This window comes from Streptococcus sp. 2154, assembly GCF_013277255.1.
In the GTDB taxonomy this organism is placed as follows: domain Bacteria; phylum Bacillota; class Bacilli; order Lactobacillales; family Streptococcaceae; genus Streptococcus; species Streptococcus pseudopneumoniae.
In genome coordinates, this window is record NZ_VMMK01000028.1 from 1 (window position 1) to 17,472 (window position 17,472).

18 protein-coding genes are annotated in these 17,472 nt (G+C 39.3%); 12 read left to right on the top strand and 6 right to left on the bottom strand.

Annotation, left to right across the window (positions count from 1 at the left end):
* The 3 genes from HT693_RS04480 to HT693_RS04490 form a co-directional block, all read right to left on the bottom strand.
* A partial coding sequence (locus HT693_RS04480) for a type I restriction endonuclease (protein ID WP_172924943.1) occupies positions 1-202 on the bottom strand: 202 nt, incomplete at its 3' end.
* Positions 202-1,665, bottom strand: a complete 1,464-nt coding sequence (locus HT693_RS04485) for a class I SAM-dependent DNA methyltransferase (RefSeq protein ID WP_172924945.1) — start codon at positions 1,663-1,665, stop codon at positions 202-204. The genes HT693_RS04480 and HT693_RS04485, both read right to left, overlap by 1 nt.
* Before the next feature lie 12 nt (positions 1,666-1,677).
* A complete protein-coding gene (locus HT693_RS04490) occupies positions 1,678-4,011 on the bottom strand; it encodes a DEAD/DEAH box helicase family protein (RefSeq protein WP_138704676.1) in 2,334 nt (777 codons plus the stop codon).
* Between the two features lie 607 nt (positions 4,012-4,618).
* Here HT693_RS04490 and HT693_RS04495 point away from each other — a divergent pair.
* From HT693_RS04495 to dnaJ, 6 genes are all read left to right on the top strand, one after another.
* Positions 4,619-5,131, top strand: a complete 513-nt coding sequence (locus HT693_RS04495) for a DUF2812 domain-containing protein (RefSeq protein ID WP_023932562.1) — start codon at positions 4,619-4,621, stop codon at positions 5,129-5,131.
* Positions 5,132-5,291: 160 nt separating this feature from the next.
* On the top strand, positions 5,292-6,326 hold the full coding sequence (hrcA, locus tag HT693_RS04500; protein ID WP_138704034.1) for a heat-inducible transcriptional repressor HrcA: 1,035 nt from the start codon (positions 5,292-5,294) through the stop codon (positions 6,324-6,326).
* A gap of 26 nt (positions 6,327-6,352) precedes the next feature.
* On the top strand, positions 6,353-6,877 hold the full coding sequence (gene grpE / locus HT693_RS04505; RefSeq protein WP_138704678.1) for a nucleotide exchange factor GrpE: 525 nt from the start codon (positions 6,353-6,355) through the stop codon (positions 6,875-6,877).
* A gap of 366 nt (positions 6,878-7,243) precedes the next feature.
* Positions 7,244-9,067: a molecular chaperone DnaK gene (gene dnaK / locus HT693_RS04510; RefSeq protein ID WP_000034669.1), complete on the top strand. Its 1,824-nt coding sequence runs from the start codon at positions 7,244-7,246 to the stop codon at positions 9,065-9,067.
* A 1-nt stretch (position 9,068) separates the two neighbouring features.
* Positions 9,069-9,482, top strand: a complete 414-nt coding sequence (locus HT693_RS04515) for a tRNA (guanine-N7)-methyltransferase (RefSeq protein ID WP_138704679.1) — start codon at positions 9,069-9,071, stop codon at positions 9,480-9,482.
* A gap of 216 nt (positions 9,483-9,698) precedes the next feature.
* Positions 9,699-10,838, top strand: coding sequence for a molecular chaperone DnaJ (gene dnaJ / locus HT693_RS04520; protein ID WP_138704680.1), 1,140 nt, complete (start codon positions 9,699-9,701; stop codon positions 10,836-10,838).
* A 412-nt stretch (positions 10,839-11,250) separates the two neighbouring features.
* Here the strand turns inward: dnaJ and HT693_RS04525 are convergent, their stop codons facing one another.
* Positions 11,251-11,538, bottom strand: coding sequence for a hypothetical protein (locus tag HT693_RS04525; RefSeq protein WP_064276243.1), 288 nt, complete (start codon positions 11,536-11,538; stop codon positions 11,251-11,253).
* A 9-nt stretch (positions 11,539-11,547) separates the two neighbouring features.
* Positions 11,548-11,958 (bottom strand): HIT family protein, encoded by a 411-nt coding sequence (locus HT693_RS04530; protein WP_001278317.1) that lies wholly within the window; start codon positions 11,956-11,958, stop codon positions 11,548-11,550.
* A gap of 67 nt (positions 11,959-12,025) precedes the next feature.
* Here HT693_RS04530 and HT693_RS04535 point away from each other — a divergent pair, with 67 nt between their 5' ends.
* The gene (locus HT693_RS04535) at positions 12,026-12,757 is read left to right on the top strand and encodes an ABC transporter ATP-binding protein (protein ID WP_138704681.1); all 732 of its coding nucleotides are present in this window, start codon (positions 12,026-12,028) and stop codon (positions 12,755-12,757) included.
* Positions 12,754-13,803, top strand: a complete 1,050-nt coding sequence (locus HT693_RS04540; protein ID WP_172924947.1) for an ABC transporter permease — start codon at positions 12,754-12,756, stop codon at positions 13,801-13,803. Before HT693_RS04535 ends, HT693_RS04540 begins: the two co-directional genes overlap by 4 nt.
* 60 nt (positions 13,804-13,863) lie before the next feature.
* On the opposite strand, the gene HT693_RS04545 is transcribed toward HT693_RS04540, so the two are convergent.
* Positions 13,864-14,193: a helicase BlpT gene (locus tag HT693_RS04545; RefSeq protein ID WP_119919866.1), complete on the bottom strand. Its 330-nt coding sequence runs from the start codon at positions 14,191-14,193 to the stop codon at positions 13,864-13,866.
* Between the two features lie 295 nt (positions 14,194-14,488).
* On the opposite strand from HT693_RS04545, the gene HT693_RS04550 reads away from it, so the two are divergent.
* The 4 genes from HT693_RS04550 to HT693_RS04565 all read left to right on the top strand — a co-directional run bounded on the left by HT693_RS04550 (position 14,489) and on the right by HT693_RS04565 (position 17,411).
* Positions 14,489-15,226 (top strand): response regulator transcription factor, encoded by a 738-nt coding sequence (locus tag HT693_RS04550; protein ID WP_172924949.1) that lies wholly within the window; start codon positions 14,489-14,491, stop codon positions 15,224-15,226.
* A 13-nt stretch (positions 15,227-15,239) separates the two neighbouring features.
* Positions 15,240-16,589: a sensor histidine kinase gene (locus tag HT693_RS04555; protein WP_138704683.1), complete on the top strand. Its 1,350-nt coding sequence runs from the start codon at positions 15,240-15,242 to the stop codon at positions 16,587-16,589.
* A 68-nt stretch (positions 16,590-16,657) separates the two neighbouring features.
* Positions 16,658-17,014 carry a hypothetical protein gene (locus HT693_RS04560; protein ID WP_100104319.1) on the top strand — a complete coding sequence of 119 codons (357 nt, stop codon included), beginning with the start codon at positions 16,658-16,660 and terminating at the stop codon, positions 17,012-17,014.
* A gap of 277 nt (positions 17,015-17,291) precedes the next feature.
* Entirely contained in the window at positions 17,292-17,411 is a 120-nt protein-coding gene (locus HT693_RS04565) for a PncF family bacteriocin immunity protein (RefSeq protein ID WP_001829206.1), read from the top strand.
* Positions 17,412-17,472 lie beyond the last annotated feature (61 nt).

Sequence of the window (17,472 nt, forward strand, 5' to 3'; positions counted from 1 at the left end):
CATAATGTTTCCCATCATCACTACGAAATATCTCGGTTTCCTTTTTATCTCGTTTGATTTTTCCTTCACTGATAAGTTTTTCTTTTTCAGCTTTAATTCGCTTTAACAATTCACTTGCAGGTTCGTCATTGGGATTTTGCGGCACTAATTTCCCTTCCATTGCTCTTTGAAGGATACTTGCTTTAAGTTGCTCTGGTGTCATTATTTATCCTCCAACAACTGCAAAATATCAGCTAATACATTATCAATTTTATGATTTAAAGCCGCTCTTTCCGATTGATAATTCTGAATCAACTCAAAGGGATCTAAGATTTCCTCTTCCTCTTTTGGAAAACCACACTGGTCTAAATTATAATTCAACTCAGCCAATTCACTAGGTGTAAATGATTTAGATTTGTAGAACTTACCTTCCAGAATCTCTTCACGATTTTCCCACCAGTCACGAACAGGATTGAAGTGTTCTGACTTTATCGGCTTAGTTTTCGAGAAATTTTTATAACCATCTGGCATATCTAAACGATAAAACCAAGTTTCTTCTGTTTTCTTTGTTTTATCAAAGAAAAGAATGTTCGTATGGATTCCTGTATACGGTGCAAAGACACTATGAGGCAACCTAATAATCGTATGCAAGTTGAACTCATCTACCAGTTTTTGTTTCAAGCGAGTTTTTACACCTTCACCAAATAGAAAACCATCAGGTAAAATAACTCCAACACGACCATTTTCTTTCAAACGATACATAATGACAGCCATAAATAAATCAGCCGTTTCAGAACTCCGTAATTCTGCTGGAAAGTTATTTTTTATTGTTTCTAATTCTGACCCTCCAAAAGGTGGATTCATCATAATAATGTCAAATTTTTCATCATCCGTATATTCACGAACATTTTTCTCCAAAGTATTTCCATGAACAATTTTAGGATCATCAATTTCGTGAAGAAACAGATTTGTAACTGCTAAAAGATGAGGAAATGCTTTCTTTTCAATACCAAAAACAGCTGTATTATATTTTTTGGTATCTTCACTAGTTTTACGTTGACTACTTAAACGGTTCAGAGTCGAAGTCAAGAATCCTCCTGTTCCGCAAGCAAGGTCTGCCATTGATTCTCCAAGTTTTGGGTCAAGAACTTCGGCAATAAAATCAGTCGCTGCACGTGGCGTATAAAATTCTCCTGAGTTCCCAGCATTTTGAATATCTTTAAGAATTTTTTCGTAAATATCATTAAACGAATGACGATCTTCAGGGCTATTGAAATCAACTTCATCAATAACATTGATGACTTGGCGTAACAAGACGCCATTTTTCATATAGTTGTTCGCATCTTCAAAAGCTGATTTAACAATCGTTTTTCGAATAGGCATATTTGAAGTTATTTCAAGCTCTTTCAACTCTTTGAATAACTTGTTATTGACAAAATCAAGTAATTCATCGCCTGTCAATACCCGCTCCCCATTTTGAGCATGAGCCCAATTCCGCCATTTTAATTCCTCTGGGATAATTGACTCATACTCGTCTTCTTCTAATTCCCAAACCATTTCACGGCTATCATAAATTTTTAAGAATAATAACCAAGACATTTGTTCAATACGTTGAGCATCACCATTAACACCAGCATCGTTTCGAGTGATATCTTGAATTCTTTTTACAAATGATGTAATTGACATACTTTCCTTTCATTAAGCTACTGTAAATAGCTCTTGCTCTAATTCTTTAATTGCTTGTAAATATCGTTTTTTATCTCCAAAATAAGTATTGATGATTTTGAAGGTTCCACCATATATCTGAAATTCTGGAAGTTTTAATGTTTCAATACTTTCGAGTTCTCCAATACCTTTATCCATGTATTTGTCCAGTAAAATTTCCAAAACAGCACGCGCTTCCTCACTATATTTATATAAATATCCGCTTTGTTTGAGTTTATTGATACGTTCCGTTTTGGTTAATTCTTTTTGACCATAGGCAAGTTTTAGGAGTAAATCAAAATCATCGATTTCTTGTTCTGATATTCCCTCCGACTCTCGAATAGCATCTAGATAAACTCCTTTTTTATAAAGTTCATCTAAGATAAGCTTCTTTTTATCCGCCGTATGCCAAACTGTGATAAAATCGTTCAAAGTGGCGTAGCTACCTAAGATATTCTTTCGAGTGTAGTCGGTCAGGCTTTCGGTAATCAGTTTCCCGTTTTCGTCCAATACTTGAACAGTAGAATTAAGAATGGTAACCTGCTTGTCTGTAACGATATATTTTTCTACTGGGTCACCACCTTCGTTTACAAAACCAGGTGTAGTACCATTGTTTGTTTTTGCGCCCGTTTCCAGAACCTTCACTGGTTCACCATCAAAATCAGGGTCAGCAAACAAATTGGTAACATTGCGAAAATCAATAATCGTAAAAAATTCTTTCCCTTTTTGAGGATAAAGACGTGTGCCACGACCAATAATTTGTTTAAATTCAGTCATGGATTGGATATTAGAGTCTAAAACAATCAAACGACATGTTTTAGCATTAACTCCTGTCGTTAATAATTTAGATGTTGTTACAATAGCGGGAAAATTAGAATTGACATCCATAAAGTTATCCAGTTGAGCTTTTCCTTCAGCGTTGTCACCAGTTACTTGCATGACATAACGATAGTCTTCTTGGACTAAGTCTAGATTCTCTTTTACAAGTGCAGCACGCATTCGCTCGGCATGGTCAATATCAACACAAAAAACAATTGTTTTATCAAATCGTGCATTGTTTTGCTTCATATAATCAGAAACAAACTTGGCAACTCTTTGCGTTCTATCATCAATGACAATGGTTTTGTCAAAATCTTTCCTGCCGTAGTACCTATCTTCTATTAATTGTCCGTTAGCATCAACTTTTCCAGTTTCTGGACGATAACCATCCACATCCACATCTAAATTAATCCTCATAACACGATATGGAGCCAAAAAACCATCCTCGATTCCCTGTTTTAAACTATAAGTATAGATTGGCTCACCAAAGTATTCCGTATTGGAAGCATTCTTGGTTTCTTTAGGAGTAGCGGTCATCCCAATCTGTGTCGCAGAACTGAAATAATCAATCACCTTACGCCAGTTACTGTCTTCCTTAGCTGAGCCACGGTGCGCTTCATCAATTATGACTAAATCAAAGAAGTCTTTGTCAAACTTTTGATAATGTGTTTCAGTTCCATCTTCACCAGTTAGTTGCTGATAAAGCCCTAGATAAATTTCAAAAGAATTTAATTTTTCTGGAGCAGTCAAAAGTTTTGGTGTAATTTTCGTCATTACCTTTTCGAATGGCTTAAAGTCTTCAGCCATCGTTTGGTCTACTAAGATGTTTCTATCTGCTAAGAATAAAACTCGTTTAGCCAAACCAGCTTTTCGAAGGCGATGAATAATTTGAAAAGCCATGAACGTTTTCCCCGTTCCTGTTGCCATCACAAACATTACTCGTTTTTGTCCTCTGGCAACTGTTTCAATAGTACGGTTGATAGCTATTTGCTGATAATAGCGTGGCGTTTTCATTGAGAAGGCGTCTGTATAGTATGGAGTTGAGATAGCTTCTGTAATTTCGTAAGTCAATCCTTTTTCCTTCGTCATACGAGAAAATAATTCTTCACAAGTAGGGAATTCGTCTAACTCCAGCTCACGTTCTTCTCTCGTGATACGGTCGTGTTCAATAAAGCCATCACCATTCGAAGAATAAACAAATGGAACATCTAAAATCTCTCCATATTCAATAGCTTGTTGTAATCCTGCTCGAACGCTGTGTTTATTATCCTTTGCCTCAACAATTGCAATTCGAGTTCCAAATTGGTAATACAGTGAATAGTCTGATTTTTTTCCTTCTTTACGACGAGCCTTATCTCCTCTAACTTCAATTCGACCATCAGTGAAGTATTCTTCGTAAGCGATATGCTCACCATTTTTCCATCCTTTGGATACAATAGCAGGAGTGATGAAATTTGCTTTAATATCCTCCTCACTCATTTCTTTCTTAGACTTTATAAACTCAACCATATTGAACCCTCCGCATTCTAAAAATCTACTTCTCCATAAAATAAACTATCAGAACAAATTATACTTCTATTATATCACACTTATAAAAATACTCTGCTAAATTGTTGAAAATAAGTATGCAATATACTTTCGCATCGCGTCAGATTATCTCCGCATAACACCGCTATTTTCCGCTGTTTTCGGCAGGCGACTTATTATCATTCTATAAGCACTTTCAGTCGGGCTGGTGAGCTATTTTTCAAAAATAAATAATCACATTTAAACATTTTGAAAGTATAAAATATCTACATCAGCCGTTCAAAAACTGGCGTAAATTTTGCTATAATATTTTCGTTTAAATAAAGATTTTTTTATGCCAAAAGGATTTTAACAATGCGGATGCTTCCTATTTTGCTTCTCTTTTTAGCTCTACTACCGATTTTCTCAAAGTTTGTCACTGGAGGTAGTTCTTTCAGTTGGGGAGTATTTTTGAGTTTCATAATAGATTGGGTTTTATTGATAGTTTTTGCGGTTCAGATTTCTTATATTTTTTGGAGATTGAGTCAAAAATGGAAAGAATTATCTAATAAATAACGCTAGGCATGTTTTCTAATTTTGGGGTAAGACAATGAATAGCAGAGTAGAATTTCGGATTTTCACCATTGTTGATTTGGACAAGGAAGAAGAGTATTTGCATGAGATGCATTTGAAAGGTTGGAGATATAGAACGGGTCGTTTTGGTTTGTTCTATCTTGACCAATGTCAACCAGACGATGTCATCTACCGTATCTATGATTCTAGATTTCTTAAAAAATATAAGCATGAACTGCAAGATTTTAGAAATAGAGGTTGGGAATTGATAGGAGCAGGTTTTTGTTCGATTCTTCGTAAATCGGCTTCTGATATACTTTCAGAGGATCAAGTCTATATGAGTAATAATCTCAGGTGGGAAGTTATGCGATATAGACTTCGTTCATGTGCAGCTACTTTCTTAGGAGGTTTTGTTGTTTGTATGAGTTTGTTTCGGGAAGAACTGTCGCAATCTTTCTTTGTCATTTTTGCTCTATATGCCTTTATGATTTCTTATCTAATCCATGGTTTTTTTAGACTTAAAAGGAAATACCAAGTAGATGGAAGGTAAGGTTCTAGGTCTTCAGACTGATTTTTAGCACTCTTGATAAAAGAGTGCTAATTTTTTGAATTTTTATCTTGACATTCTCTTTTAAGGGTGTATAATAGAATCATAAGTTAGCACTTGAATGTATCGAGTGCTAATCGATCAGACAGAGAGGAGTGATGAGATGGTTACAGAGCGTCAGCAGGATATTTTAAATCTGATTATTGACATCTTTACCAAAACGCACGAACCTGTCGGATCCAAAGCCTTGCAAGAGTCTATTAACTCTAGCAGTGCTACCATTCGTAATGACATGGCGGCTCTAGAAAAGCAAGGTTTGCTTGAGAAGGCTCATACTTCAAGTGGTCGGATGCCAAGTGTTGCTGGTTTTCAGTACTATGTGAAACACTCACTGGATTTTGACCGACTAGCTGAAAATGAGGTATATGAGATTGTCAAAGCCTTTGATCAGGAATTCTTCAAATTGGAGGATATTCTGCAAGAGGCTGCTAATCTACTGACAGACTTGAGTGGCTGTACGGTAGTGGCACTGGATGTTGAGCCCAGCAGGCAGTGGTTGACAGCCTTTGATATCGTTGTTTTGGGGCAACATACAGCCTTGGCAGTATTTACCCTAGACGAGTCGCGAACGGTTACCAGTCAGTTTCTGATTCCAAGGAACTTCTTGCAGGAAGATTTGCTGAAACTGAAGGCAATCATTCGAGAACGTTTCCTCGGTCACACCGTTCTAGATATTCACTACAAGATTCGGACGGAGATTCCGCAGATTATCCAGCGTTACTTTACAACAACGGATAATGTCATCGATCTCTTTGAACACATCTTTAAGGAAATGTTCAACGAAAACATTGTGATGGCGGGCAAGGTCAATCTCTTGAATTTTGCCAATCTGGCAGCCTATCAGTTCTTTGACCAACCGCAAAAGGTGGCCTTGGAGATTCGTGAGGGGTTGCGTGAGGATCAGATGCAAAATGTTCGTGTTGCAGACGGTCAAGAATCCTGTTTAGCTGACCTAGCAGTGATTAGTAGTAAGTTCCTTATTCCTTATCGGGGAGTTGGAATTCTAGCCATTATCGGTCCAGTTAATCTGGATTACCAACAGCTAATCAATCAAGTCAATGTGGTCAACCGTGTTTTGACCATGAAGTTGACAGATTTTTACCGCTACCTCAGCAGTAATCATTACGAAGTACATTAAGATTGAAATCATTAAAGGAGGCGAACATGGCCCAAGATATAAAAAAGGAAGAAGTAGAAGAAGTTCAAGAAGAGGAAGTTGTGGAAACAGCTGAAGAAACAACTCCTGAAAAGTCTGAGTTGGACTTGGCAAATGAACGTGCAGATGAGTTCGAAAACAAATACCTTCGCGCTCATGCAGAAATGCAAAATATCCAACGCCGTGCCAATGAAGAACGTCAAAACTTGCAACGTTATCGTAGCCAGGACTTGGCAAAAGCAATCTTACCATCTCTTGACAACCTTGAGCGTGCACTTGCAGTTGAAGGTTTGACAGATGATGTGAAGAAGGGCTTGGGGATGGTGCAAGAAAGCTTGATTCACGCTTTGAAAGAAGAAGGAATCAAAGAAATCGCAGCTGACGGTAAATTTGACCATAACTACCATATGGCCATCCAAACTCTCCCAGCAGACGATGAACACCCGGCAGATACCATCGCCCAAGTTTTCCAAAAAGGCTACAAACTCTATGATCGCATCCTACGCCCAGCCATGGTAGTTGTTTACAACTAGGCAATTCTGACGGTAGCTAAAGCAACTCATCAGAAAACGGCAATCGCTATGGCGTTTGCCTAGCCTCCTTATTAACTCGTCGTCGAAATAAAATCGATTTCGACTTCTCGTGTCGCAATTTACATAATAGAAAACTTGTCCGAAACGACAATAAACTATGAAGAAAGATAAGAGGCAAGCCGGAGGCTTGCAAGGAAGATATTTCCCGCCGTGGTAAAAGTTTCAGTAGCTTTTGCTACTGAAACAGGGGATTTTTGAGACAATAGGCTCAAAAATAAGTGATGAAATCCCGAAGGGAGTTGCTCACGTCCCCACCACTTAAGGGAAATATAAAAAAAGAAAATTAACTAACAAGGAGAAAAACACATGTCTAAAATTATCGGTATTGACTTAGGTACAACAAACTCAGCAGTAGCAGTTCTTGAAGGAACTGAAAGTAAAATCATCGCAAACCCAGAAGGAAACCGCACAACTCCATCTGTAGTCTCATTCAAAAACGGAGAAATCATTGTTGGTGACGCTGCGAAACGTCAAGCAGTTACAAACCCAGATACAGTTATCTCTATCAAATCTAAAATGGGAACTTCTGAAAAAGTTTCTGCTAATGGAAAAGAATACACTCCACAAGAAATCTCAGCTATGATTCTTCAATACTTGAAAGGATACGCTGAAGACTATCTTGGTGAAAAAGTAACCAAAGCAGTTATCACAGTTCCTGCTTACTTCAACGACGCTCAACGTCAAGCAACAAAAGACGCTGGTAAAATTGCTGGTCTTGAAGTAGAACGTATTGTCAACGAACCAACTGCAGCAGCCCTTGCTTACGGTTTGGACAAGACTGATAAAGAAGAAAAAATCTTGGTATTTGACCTTGGTGGTGGTACATTCGACGTTTCTATCCTTGAATTGGGTGACGGTGTCTTCGACGTATTGTCAACTGCAGGGGACAACAAACTTGGTGGTGATGACTTTGACCAAAAAATCATCGACCACTTGGTAGCAGAATTCAAAAAAGAAAACGGTATTGACTTGTCTACTGACAAGATGGCAATGCAACGTTTGAAAGATGCAGCTGAAAAAGCGAAGAAAGACCTTTCTGGTGTAACTTCAACTCAAATCAGCTTACCATTCATCACTGCAGGCGAGGCTGGACCTCTTCACTTGGAAATGACTTTGACTCGTGCGAAATTTGACGATTTGACTCGTGACCTTGTAGAACGCACAAAGGTTCCAGTTCGTCAAGCCCTTTCAGATGCAGGTTTGAGCTTGTCAGAAATCGACGAAGTTATCCTTGTTGGTGGTTCAACTCGTATCCCAGCCGTTGTTGAAGCTGTTAAGGCTGAAACTGGTAAAGAACCAAACAAATCAGTAAACCCTGATGAAGTTGTGGCTATGGGTGCTGCTATCCAAGGTGGTGTCATCACTGGTGACGTTAAAGACGTTGTCCTTCTTGACGTAACACCATTGTCACTTGGTATTGAAACAATGGGTGGAGTCTTCACAAAACTCATTGACCGCAACACAACAATTCCAACATCTAAATCACAAGTCTTCTCAACTGCAGCAGACAACCAACCAGCCGTTGATATCCACGTTCTTCAAGGTGAACGCCCAATGGCAGCAGATAACAAGACTCTTGGACGTTTCCAATTGACCGATATCCCAGCTGCACCTCGTGGAATTCCTCAAATCGAAGTAACATTTGACATCGACAAGAACGGTATCGTGTCTGTTAAAGCTAAAGACCTTGGAACTCAAAAAGAACAAACTATTGTGATCCAATCTAACTCAGGTTTGACTGACGAAGAAATTGACCGCATGATGAAAGATGCAGAAGCTAACGCTGAAGCAGATAAGAAACGTAAAGAAGAAGTTGACCTTCGTAACGAAGTAGACCAAGCGATCTTTGCGACTGAAAAGACAATCAAGGAAACTGAAGGCAAAGGATTCGACGCAGAACGTGACGCTGCCCAATCTGCCCTTGATGACCTTAAAAAAGCTCAAGAAGACAACAACTTGGACGATATGAAAGCAAAACTTGAAGCATTGAACGAAAAAGCTCAAGGACTTGCTGTTAAACTCTACGAACAAGCAGCAGCAGCGCAACAAGCTCAAGCAGGAGCAGAAGGCACACAAGCAACAGGAAACGCAGGCGATGACGTCGTAGACGGAGAGTTTACTGAAAAGTAAGATGAGTGTATTGGCTGAAGAATATCTAAAAAATACACGAAAAGTTTATAATGATTTCTGTAATAAAGCTGATAGTTATGAGTCTGCAAAAGATTTTATAGATAATATTCCAGCAGTATATTTGGCTAGATATAGAGAAACTGTATTAGCTGAACATGATAGTTGTGTCAAAAATGATGAAGCGGTAAGGAATTTTGTTACTTCAGTATTGTTGTCAGCGTTAGTATCATCACTAGTATCATCACTAGTATCAGTAACAATACAAAAACCAGAATTTATAATATCGTTTATAATGGGCATGATTTGGGTTGTCGGTGTATTCCTTCTAATCTATTGGAATTTTATAGCAAATACTAAGAAGAGACAAAAATATATAAATATTTCTGTACTTATAGGATATTTAAAATCAAAATAAAGTTAATTTACTTATTTGCAGAGGTTGCAACCCAGCCTCTGTTTTTCGATAAAAAGGGACGGAATCTCATTTGTTTGGGGTTTGTCTTGTCAATATATAAAGAAAGGAATTGAACCCGACCTAAATTCTCGGAAAAAAGATAAATCTGTCTAGGAGCATCGCTCCAGCGTCAGATTTCCTATTTTTCAGTCGAATTTTACGGTCTTGGTATCTTGTATGAACAATACTGAATTTTATGATCGTCTGGGGGTGTCCAAAAACGCTTCGGCAGACGAAATCAAAAAGGCTTATCGTAAGCTTTCCAAAAAATATCACCCAGATATCAACAAGGAGCTTGGTGCTGAGGAAAAGTACAAGGAAGTTCAGGAAGCCTATGAGACTTTGAGTGACGACCAAAAACGTGCTGCCTATGACCAATATGGTGCTGCAGGCGCCAATGGTGGATTTGGAGGCTTCGGTGGTGGAGCTGGCGGTTTCAATGGGGCAGGTGGCTTCGGTGGTTTTGAGGACATTTTCTCAAGTTTCTTCGGCGGAGGCGGTGCTTCACGCAATCCAAATGCTCCTCGCCAAGGGGATGACCTCCAGTATCGTGTGAACTTGACCTTTGAAGAAGCTATTTTTGGAGCTGAAAAAGAAGTTAAATACAACCGTGAAGCAAGCTGTCGTACATGTAATGGCTCAGGTGCTAAGCCAGGAACCAGTCCAGTCACTTGTGGACGCTGTCATGGCGCTGGTGTCATTAATGTCGATACGCAGACTCCGCTTGGTATGATGCGTCGCCAAGTAACCTGTGATGTCTGTCACGGTCGCGGAAAAGAAATCAAAGATCCATGTACAACATGTCACGGAACAGGTCATGAAAAACAAGCCCATAGTGTACATGTAAAAATCCCTGCTGGTGTGGAAACTGGTCAACAAATTCGCCTAGCTGGTCAAGGTGAAGCTGGATTTAACGGTGGATCTTATGGTGACTTGTATGTAGTGGTTTCTGTGGAAGCCAGCGACAAGTTTGAACGTGAAGGAACCACTATCTTCTACAATCTCAACCTCAACTTTGTCCAAGCAGCTCTTGGTGATACAGTTGATATCCCAACGGTTCACGGTGATGTTGAATTAGTTATCCCAGAGGGAACTCAGACTGGTAAGAAATTCCGCCTACATGGCAAAGGAGCTCCGAGCCTTCGTGGCGGTGCAGTTGGTGACCAATACGTTACTGTTAATGTCGTAACACCGACAGGCTTGAACGACCGCCAAAAAGCAGCTTTGAAAGAATTCGCAGCTGCAGGCGATTTGAAAGTCAATCCAAAGAAAAAGGGCTTCTTTGACCATATTAAAGATGCCTTTGAAGGAGAATAAAGCAAAAAGAGCCGTCGGGCTCTTTTTGTTTATAGATTTTTTAAGACTTTCCTTAAGTAATGACGGATGGTAGCGACCTTCTTCGAAGTTACATACCTAAACTTTGAGCCTAGGTCTCAAAGTTTCCGGACGAGTCTGAGACAAAAAGATTTTGATTTTAGGAATTCTTTATTATAAATTTTAAAAACCGATAGATTAGATAAAAAAGCGAACAAGACAGAATTCTGAGTGTCAGATAACTCGTTTTGTTCGCTTTTTATATTTAAGGTTAGACCTTTATCCCAGAATCGTTTTCAGTACGGCGGAAAGTCTTCGATTTAGTGGTGCAACGATGAATGAGTTGCCTAAATTATGATGTATAGTTGATGGGATATGACTTGTTTACCTTTTAAAAAGAGCCACTCAGCTCTTTTTACTTATCTTCGATTTCCTGTGTTTCTTTGATGACAGCTAGTCTAGTCTGGATATCCTTTTCCAAGACTTTAAACTTGTAAGTCAGGTCTTCTTGATATTCCTTGATGAGTTCTTTTTGTTGGTCGATGATTTGCAGGCTATTTTGGATAATATCTACATCGTCCTTGATAGCTTGAACGCGGTCAGTTGTATTCAAGATTTCATCTGTGATGGTTTGGCGATTTTTTGTGACCAGATAACTTCCGGCTGCAGCTCCTGCAAATAGCAGTAGATTGGATAATTTCATAGCAACTCCTTAGGCGTTTTTGATGGTTTCAGCGACTTGAGCGAGTTTGTCAAAGTCTGGTTCGTGGGCGATAAAATCAATCTTGAGGTCATCGTCTGCACTGTAGCGAGGCACGAGGTGAACGTGAGTATGAAAGACTGTTTGACCAGCGATTTCTTCACAGTTGGCAATGATATTCATACCAGCAGCTTTGGTAGCTTTCATGACTTTTTGAGCCACTTTTGGCACTTGGGCAAAGAGTTGGCTGGCGCTAGTAGCGTCCATTTCCAAAAGATTGCGATAGTGTTCTTTGGGTACGACCAAGGTGTGGCCTGGTGTCACCTGAGAGATATCAAGAAAGGCAAGAACCTGCTCATCTTCATATACTTTTGAAGCAGGAATTTCCCCTGCGATGATTTTACAAAAAATGCAATCTGACATAAAATCTACCTCTACTGTATTGAATTTTGATATAATATAGCTACATTATACCAGATTTGGAGAAAATATGTTAGAAATTAAAAACCTGACAGGTGGCTATGTTCATGTCCCTGTCTTGAAAGATGTGTCCTTTACTGTTGAAAGCGGGCAGCTGGTCGGTTTGATTGGTCTCAATGGTGCTGGGAAATCGACGACTATTAATGAGATTATCGGTCTGTTGACACCTTATAGTGGCTCCATCAATATCAACGGCTTGACCCTGCAAGAAGATGCGACAAGTTACCGCAAGCAAATTGGCTACATTCCTGAGACACCTAGCTTGTATGAGGAATTGACCCTCAGAGAGCATATCGAAACGGTTGCTATGGCTTATAGTATTGAGCAAAAGGTGGCTTTTGAGCGAGTAGAACCTTTGTTAAAAATGTTCCGTCTGGATCAGAAATTAGATTGGTTCCCTGTTCATTTTTCAAAAGGGATGAAGCAGAAAGTCATGATTATTTGTGCTTTTGTGGTGGATCCGAGTCTTTTTATCGTGGATGAGCCTTTCCTTGGTCTCGATCCGTTGGCGATTGCGGACTTGATTCAGCTTTTGGAAGTGGAAAAGCAAAAGGGCAAGTCCATTCTCATGAGTACTCACGTATTAGATTCGGCGGAGAAGATGTGTGATGCCTTTGTTATTCTTCATAAGGGAGAGGTGCGTGCCAAGGGAAATCTCCTGCAACTGCGCGAAGCCTTTAACATGCCTGAGGCTAGTTTGAATGATATTTACTTGGCTCTGACCAAAGAGGAGGAGCTATGAAAGACTTGTTTTTAAAAAGAAAGCAGGCTTTTCGTAAGGAGTGTGTCGGTTATCTGCGCTATGTTCTCAATGACCACTTTGTCTTGTTCCTGCTTGTTCTGCTGGGCTTTTTAGCCTACCAGTACAGTCAACTCTTGCAAGATTTTCCTGAAAATCATTGGCCTATCCTTTTGTTTGTAGGAATTACCTCTGTTTTACTGTTGCTTTGGGGTGGAATTGCCACCTATATGGAGGCTCCAGACAAGCTCTTTCTCTTAGTCGGAGAAGAGGAAATCAAACTCCATCTCAAGCGTCAAACTGGCATTTCCCTAGTCTTTTGGCTCTTTGTCCAGACCCTTTTCTTGCTGTTATTTGCGCCCTTATTTTTAGCCATGGGTTATGGCTTACCAGTTTTTCTGGTCTATGTGCTTTTGTTTGGGTTAGGTAAATATTTCCTCTTTCGTCAAAAGGCCAGCAAATTTTTCACGGAAACTGGACTGGACTGGGACTATGTCATTTCCCAAGAAAGCAAGCGTAAGCAAGTCTTGCTTCGTTTCTTTGCCCTCTTTACCCAGGTCAAGGGAATTTCAAACAGCGTCAAGCGTAGTGCCTATCTGGACTTTATCCTAAAGGTTGTTCAGAAGGTGCCTGGAAAGATTTGGCAAAATCTCTATCTGCGTTCTTATCTGCGAAATGGAGACCTCTTTGCGCTCAGTCTCCGTTTGCTCTTACTTTCCTTGCTGGCGCAGGTTTTTATTGAGCAAGCTTGGATTGCGACAGCAGTGGTAGTTCTCTTTAACTACCTCTTGCTCTTCCAGTTGCTGGCCCTCTATCATGCCTTTGACTACCAGTATTTGACCCAACTCTTTCCGCTGGACAAGGGGCAAAAGGAAAAAGGCTTGCAGGCAGTGGTCAGAGGATTGACCAGTTTGGTCTTAGTAGTGGAATTAGTTGTTGGGTTGATTACCTTCCAAGAAAAACTAGCCCTTCTAGCCTTACTGGGAGCTGGTTTGGTTTTACTAGTCTTGTACCTACCTTATCAGGTAAAACGTCAGATGCAGGACTAACATTGCCTATATGACACTAAAAAGAAGTTGAGTTCAGTTTGTCTCAACTTCTTTTATTTTCTACAGGATAATGGTTGGTCCGTAGAGACTCAACTTGGTCTTGACTTGGTCAAAGTGGAAGCGGTCATAGGCCCGCCAAGCGGCGCGAGTTGGAGCATCTGGATCGAGGGCGCTGAGTCCCATGAGAAGACTGGAAGTCTGGTAAAATTTTTCCAGTTCAATCAAGACTCGATTATCCACTGTCTCAGCTTTCGCTAGAAAGCCAAGAATAGAGTTTAGTTGCTCCTGAAAGCGGACGTCGTCAGCGGTTGCCCGTTTGCATGCTTGATAGGCTTTGTTTAAGTCAGTAATCAAAGTCTGAGCTCTTTTGATAGGGTCTGTATCTGTCATGAGAATTCCTCCTTTAATCTGGGTGCCAGTTTTGATTCTAGCAACTGTGTTTTGATACTGTCAGTTTATCACTTTTATCTCCTTTTTCACCATCAAATCTTTAATTGCCCTTGAAATTTCCTGAATGGTCCTGTTAAGATTTTATGATAAAATAGTGGTAAGATTATCATGCTTATTTGAGGGACAAGCTACCCTTCAGGAGTGTTGAAGGCCTGTTTAGGATTTGGTGGGCTTGTATCATAGTATTTTTGCTATTCTCTTTTTAGGAAGAAATCGAAAGAAGGAGAGTAAGAAGATGAGAATATTTGTTTTAGAAGATGATTTTTCCCAACAGACTAGAATTGAAACGACGATTGAGAAACTTTTGAAGGAACATCATATCACTCCGAGTTCTTTTGAAGTTTTTGGTAAGCCAGCTCAACTGCTGGCAGAGGTGCATGAGAAGGGAGCCCATCAGCTATTCTTTTTGGACATTGAGATTCGAAATGAGGAGATGAAGGGTCTGGAAGTGGCTAGAAAGATTCGGGATCGGGATCCTTATGCCCTGATTGTCTTTGTGACGACTCACTCAGAGTTTATGCCCCTGTCTTTTCGCTACCAAGTGTCTGCTTTGGACTACATTGACAAGGCCTTGTCGGCAGAGGAATTTGAATCTCGGATTGAGACAGCCCTCCTCTATGCCAATAGTCAAGATAGTAAAAGTCTGGCGGAAGATTGCTTTTATTTTAAATCAAAATTTGCTCAATTCCAGTATCCTTTTAAAGAGGTCTACTATCTCGAAACGTCGCCCAGAGCCCATCGTGTTATTCTCTATACCAAGACAGATAGGCTGGAATTTACAGCGAGTTTAGAGGAGGTTTTCAAGCAGGAACCCCGTCTCTTGCAGTGCCATCGCTCTTTTCTCATCAATCCAGCCAATGTGGTTCGTTTGGATAAGAAAGAAAAACTCCTTTTCTTTCCCAATGGAGGAAGCTGTATGATTGCGCGTTATAAGGTCAGAGAAGTGTCTGAGGCCATCAATAACTTACATTGAGTTAGGAGAGCTTATGTATAATATTTGGATTATATTGTATACACTAGTTATTATTGGGCTAGAAATTATCATGTTCTTTAAGGTAGATGGAATTAGTCTCACTTTCGATAGAATTTTTAAGGCCTTTCTTCTAAAATTTCTTCTAGCAGCAATTGTTACAACTTTTAATTATTTAGTCTTGACTGACTATCTGTCATACTTTATAGAACCCTTGTTCGGCCTCAGCTTGTCTTTCTTATTGTTAAGAGGACTTTCTAAAAGACTCCTTTTCTTTTATGGTCTCTTTCCAATTGTATTGATGGATATCTTTTACAGAAGTGTCTCCTATTTTGTGTTTCCGTTTTTTGGGAAAGGGATTGTAGATGGAGATGGAAATCCTGTCTTTTTGTTGATTATGCTATTCGTTTGCTCCATAGTATTAGTCTTTTTGAAATGGTTGGACTATGATTTCACTAGCTTGAGAAGGGAGAGTCTAGATAAAGATTTTCAAAAATCTCTGACTACGATTAACTGGATAATGGGGGCTTACTTTCTAGTCATGGAAACTTTGTCTTTCTTTGAATATGAACAAGTTATCCAATCAAAGATTGTTCGCCATTTGATTCTAGTGTTTTACCTCCTCTTTTTTATGGGAATTGTCAAGAAGCTAGATACATATTTGAAGGAAAAACTTCAGGAAAAACTGAACCAAGAGCAGGCCTTGCGCTACAGAGATATGGAACGCTATAGTCGGCATATAGAGGAACTTTACAAGGAAGTACGGAGTTTTCGTCATGACTACACCAACCTCTTGACCAGTTTACGTCTGGGTATTGAAGAGGAGGATATGGAGCAGATAAAAGAGGTCTACGACTCGGTCTTAAAGGATTCTAGTCAGAAATTGCAGGACAATAAATATGATCTGGGCCGATTGGTGAATATTCGTGATAAAGGCCTCAAAAGTCTTCTAGCAGGAAAATTTATAAAAGCTAGAGAAAAGGATATTGTCTTTAATGTCGAAGTTCCTGAGGAGATTCAGGTCGAGGGGATGAGACTACTTGATTTTCTAACCATTGTGTCTATCCTTTGTGACAATGCTATTGAAGCCAGTGTAGAGGTTGGTCAACCTCACGTTTCAATCGCCTTTTTAAAAAATGGAGCACAGGAGACCTTCATCATCGAAAATTCCATCAAAGAAGAGAGAATAGATATTTCTGAAATCTTCTCCTTTGGAGCAAGCTCTAAAGGAGAGGAGAGAGGAGTTGGTCTCTATACCGTTATGAAGCTTGTGGAAACTTATCCTAATACTAGTTTAAATACCACCTGTCAAAATCAAGTCTTTCGTCAGGTTTTAACGATTCACTCGATGTCGGTTGATGATTAGAAGATTTGTGGAAAGAAGTACTGTCTGCAGTCATCGATTAAAATACTATAGTTTATGAGGTATCCTATATGAATAAGAAATCCTTTTTTATCATCTGTTCTACGTTGATTATAGCATCGAATCTTCTCATGCTATTTGTAGTGAACAAGGGAGAAGAAACAGGGAGCAATCTGTTTGTGATTGCTATAGCCTGTGTTTTGCTACCAGCCTTTTTATATGCAGTTGAAAACCAACTGACTTCATTGATAAGAGTAGAATCAATACTCCTGATTCAGTTGACAGTTATATCCCTACTCCGTCTTATCAACAGAATAGGGAGTACGCCTGAAATCCTCAACATTATCATTACCCTTATCGCTTTGGCAAGTGGGACAGCTGCTATTCTTGTTGCAATCATGAGAATATATGAGAACAGACGGAAGTAAGAGTGAGTAGCTTTCGATTTTGGATCTTTATGTTATCAAGTTTTCATAAGGCAAGCATGGTTTCTGTGCTTGCTTTTTAAATTTTTTACAATTCAAGATGTTTTGATGACCATTTATGATTTGGATGGCAAATTTTAAAAAATAGTAGTATACTAACCTTATTAAGGTTGTAATAGGACGAAAGTAAAAAGAGGTATTCCTCGTGAATGCAAAAACAATGTTACAATTGGCTATTATGGTTGCTTAAAGACTTGAGCTTGTGTACTTGGAGGTAATTATGGATTTTAAAAGTTTTATTATTGGTTTAGTAGTTGGTATATTTGGTCCTTATATGGATGATTTAATTAGAAAAATATTTTCAAAATCTCCCAAAAAGGATACAGATAGTACCCCCTAAAAAATAAATTTCTCCCCTGTATTTGCTAGCTTATACTCAATGAAAATCAAAGAGCAAACTA

Bases quoted from the DNA above. Each gene is read 5' to 3' on its own strand.
- hrcA (WP_138704034.1), top strand. From the start codon at position 5,292: ATGGTTACAGAGCGTCAGCAGGATATTTTAAATCTGATTATTGACATC.
- HT693_RS04565 (WP_001829206.1), top strand. From the start codon at position 17,292: ATGGATTTTAAAAGTTTTATTATTGGTTTAGTAGTTGGTATATTTGGT.
- HT693_RS04515 (WP_138704679.1), top strand. From the start codon at position 9,069: ATGAGTGTATTGGCTGAAGAATATCTAAAAAATACACGAAAAGTTTAT.
- HT693_RS04550 (WP_172924949.1), top strand. From the start codon at position 14,489: ATGAGAATATTTGTTTTAGAAGATGATTTTTCCCAACAGACTAGAATT.
- HT693_RS04525 (WP_064276243.1), bottom strand. From the start codon at position 11,538: ATGAAATTATCCAATCTACTGCTATTTGCAGGAGCTGCAGCCGGAAGT.
- HT693_RS04535 (WP_138704681.1), top strand. From the start codon at position 12,026: ATGTTAGAAATTAAAAACCTGACAGGTGGCTATGTTCATGTCCCTGTC.
- HT693_RS04495 (WP_023932562.1), top strand. From the start codon at position 4,619: ATGAATAGCAGAGTAGAATTTCGGATTTTCACCATTGTTGATTTGGAC.
- dnaK (WP_000034669.1), top strand. From the start codon at position 7,244: ATGTCTAAAATTATCGGTATTGACTTAGGTACAACAAACTCAGCAGTA.
- HT693_RS04540 (WP_172924947.1), top strand. From the start codon at position 12,754: ATGAAAGACTTGTTTTTAAAAAGAAAGCAGGCTTTTCGTAAGGAGTGT.
- HT693_RS04545 (WP_119919866.1), bottom strand. From the start codon at position 14,193: ATGACAGATACAGACCCTATCAAAAGAGCTCAGACTTTGATTACTGAC.
- HT693_RS04555 (WP_138704683.1), top strand. From the start codon at position 15,240: ATGTATAATATTTGGATTATATTGTATACACTAGTTATTATTGGGCTA.
- HT693_RS04560 (WP_100104319.1), top strand. From the start codon at position 16,658: ATGAATAAGAAATCCTTTTTTATCATCTGTTCTACGTTGATTATAGCA.
- dnaJ (WP_138704680.1), top strand. From the start codon at position 9,699: ATGAACAATACTGAATTTTATGATCGTCTGGGGGTGTCCAAAAACGCT.
- HT693_RS04530 (WP_001278317.1), bottom strand. From the start codon at position 11,958: ATGTCAGATTGCATTTTTTGTAAAATCATCGCAGGGGAAATTCCTGCT.
- grpE (WP_138704678.1), top strand. From the start codon at position 6,353: ATGGCCCAAGATATAAAAAAGGAAGAAGTAGAAGAAGTTCAAGAAGAG.
- HT693_RS04485 (WP_172924945.1), bottom strand. From the start codon at position 1,665: ATGTCAATTACATCATTTGTAAAAAGAATTCAAGATATCACTCGAAAC.
- HT693_RS04490 (WP_138704676.1), bottom strand. From the start codon at position 4,011: ATGGTTGAGTTTATAAAGTCTAAGAAAGAAATGAGTGAGGAGGATATT.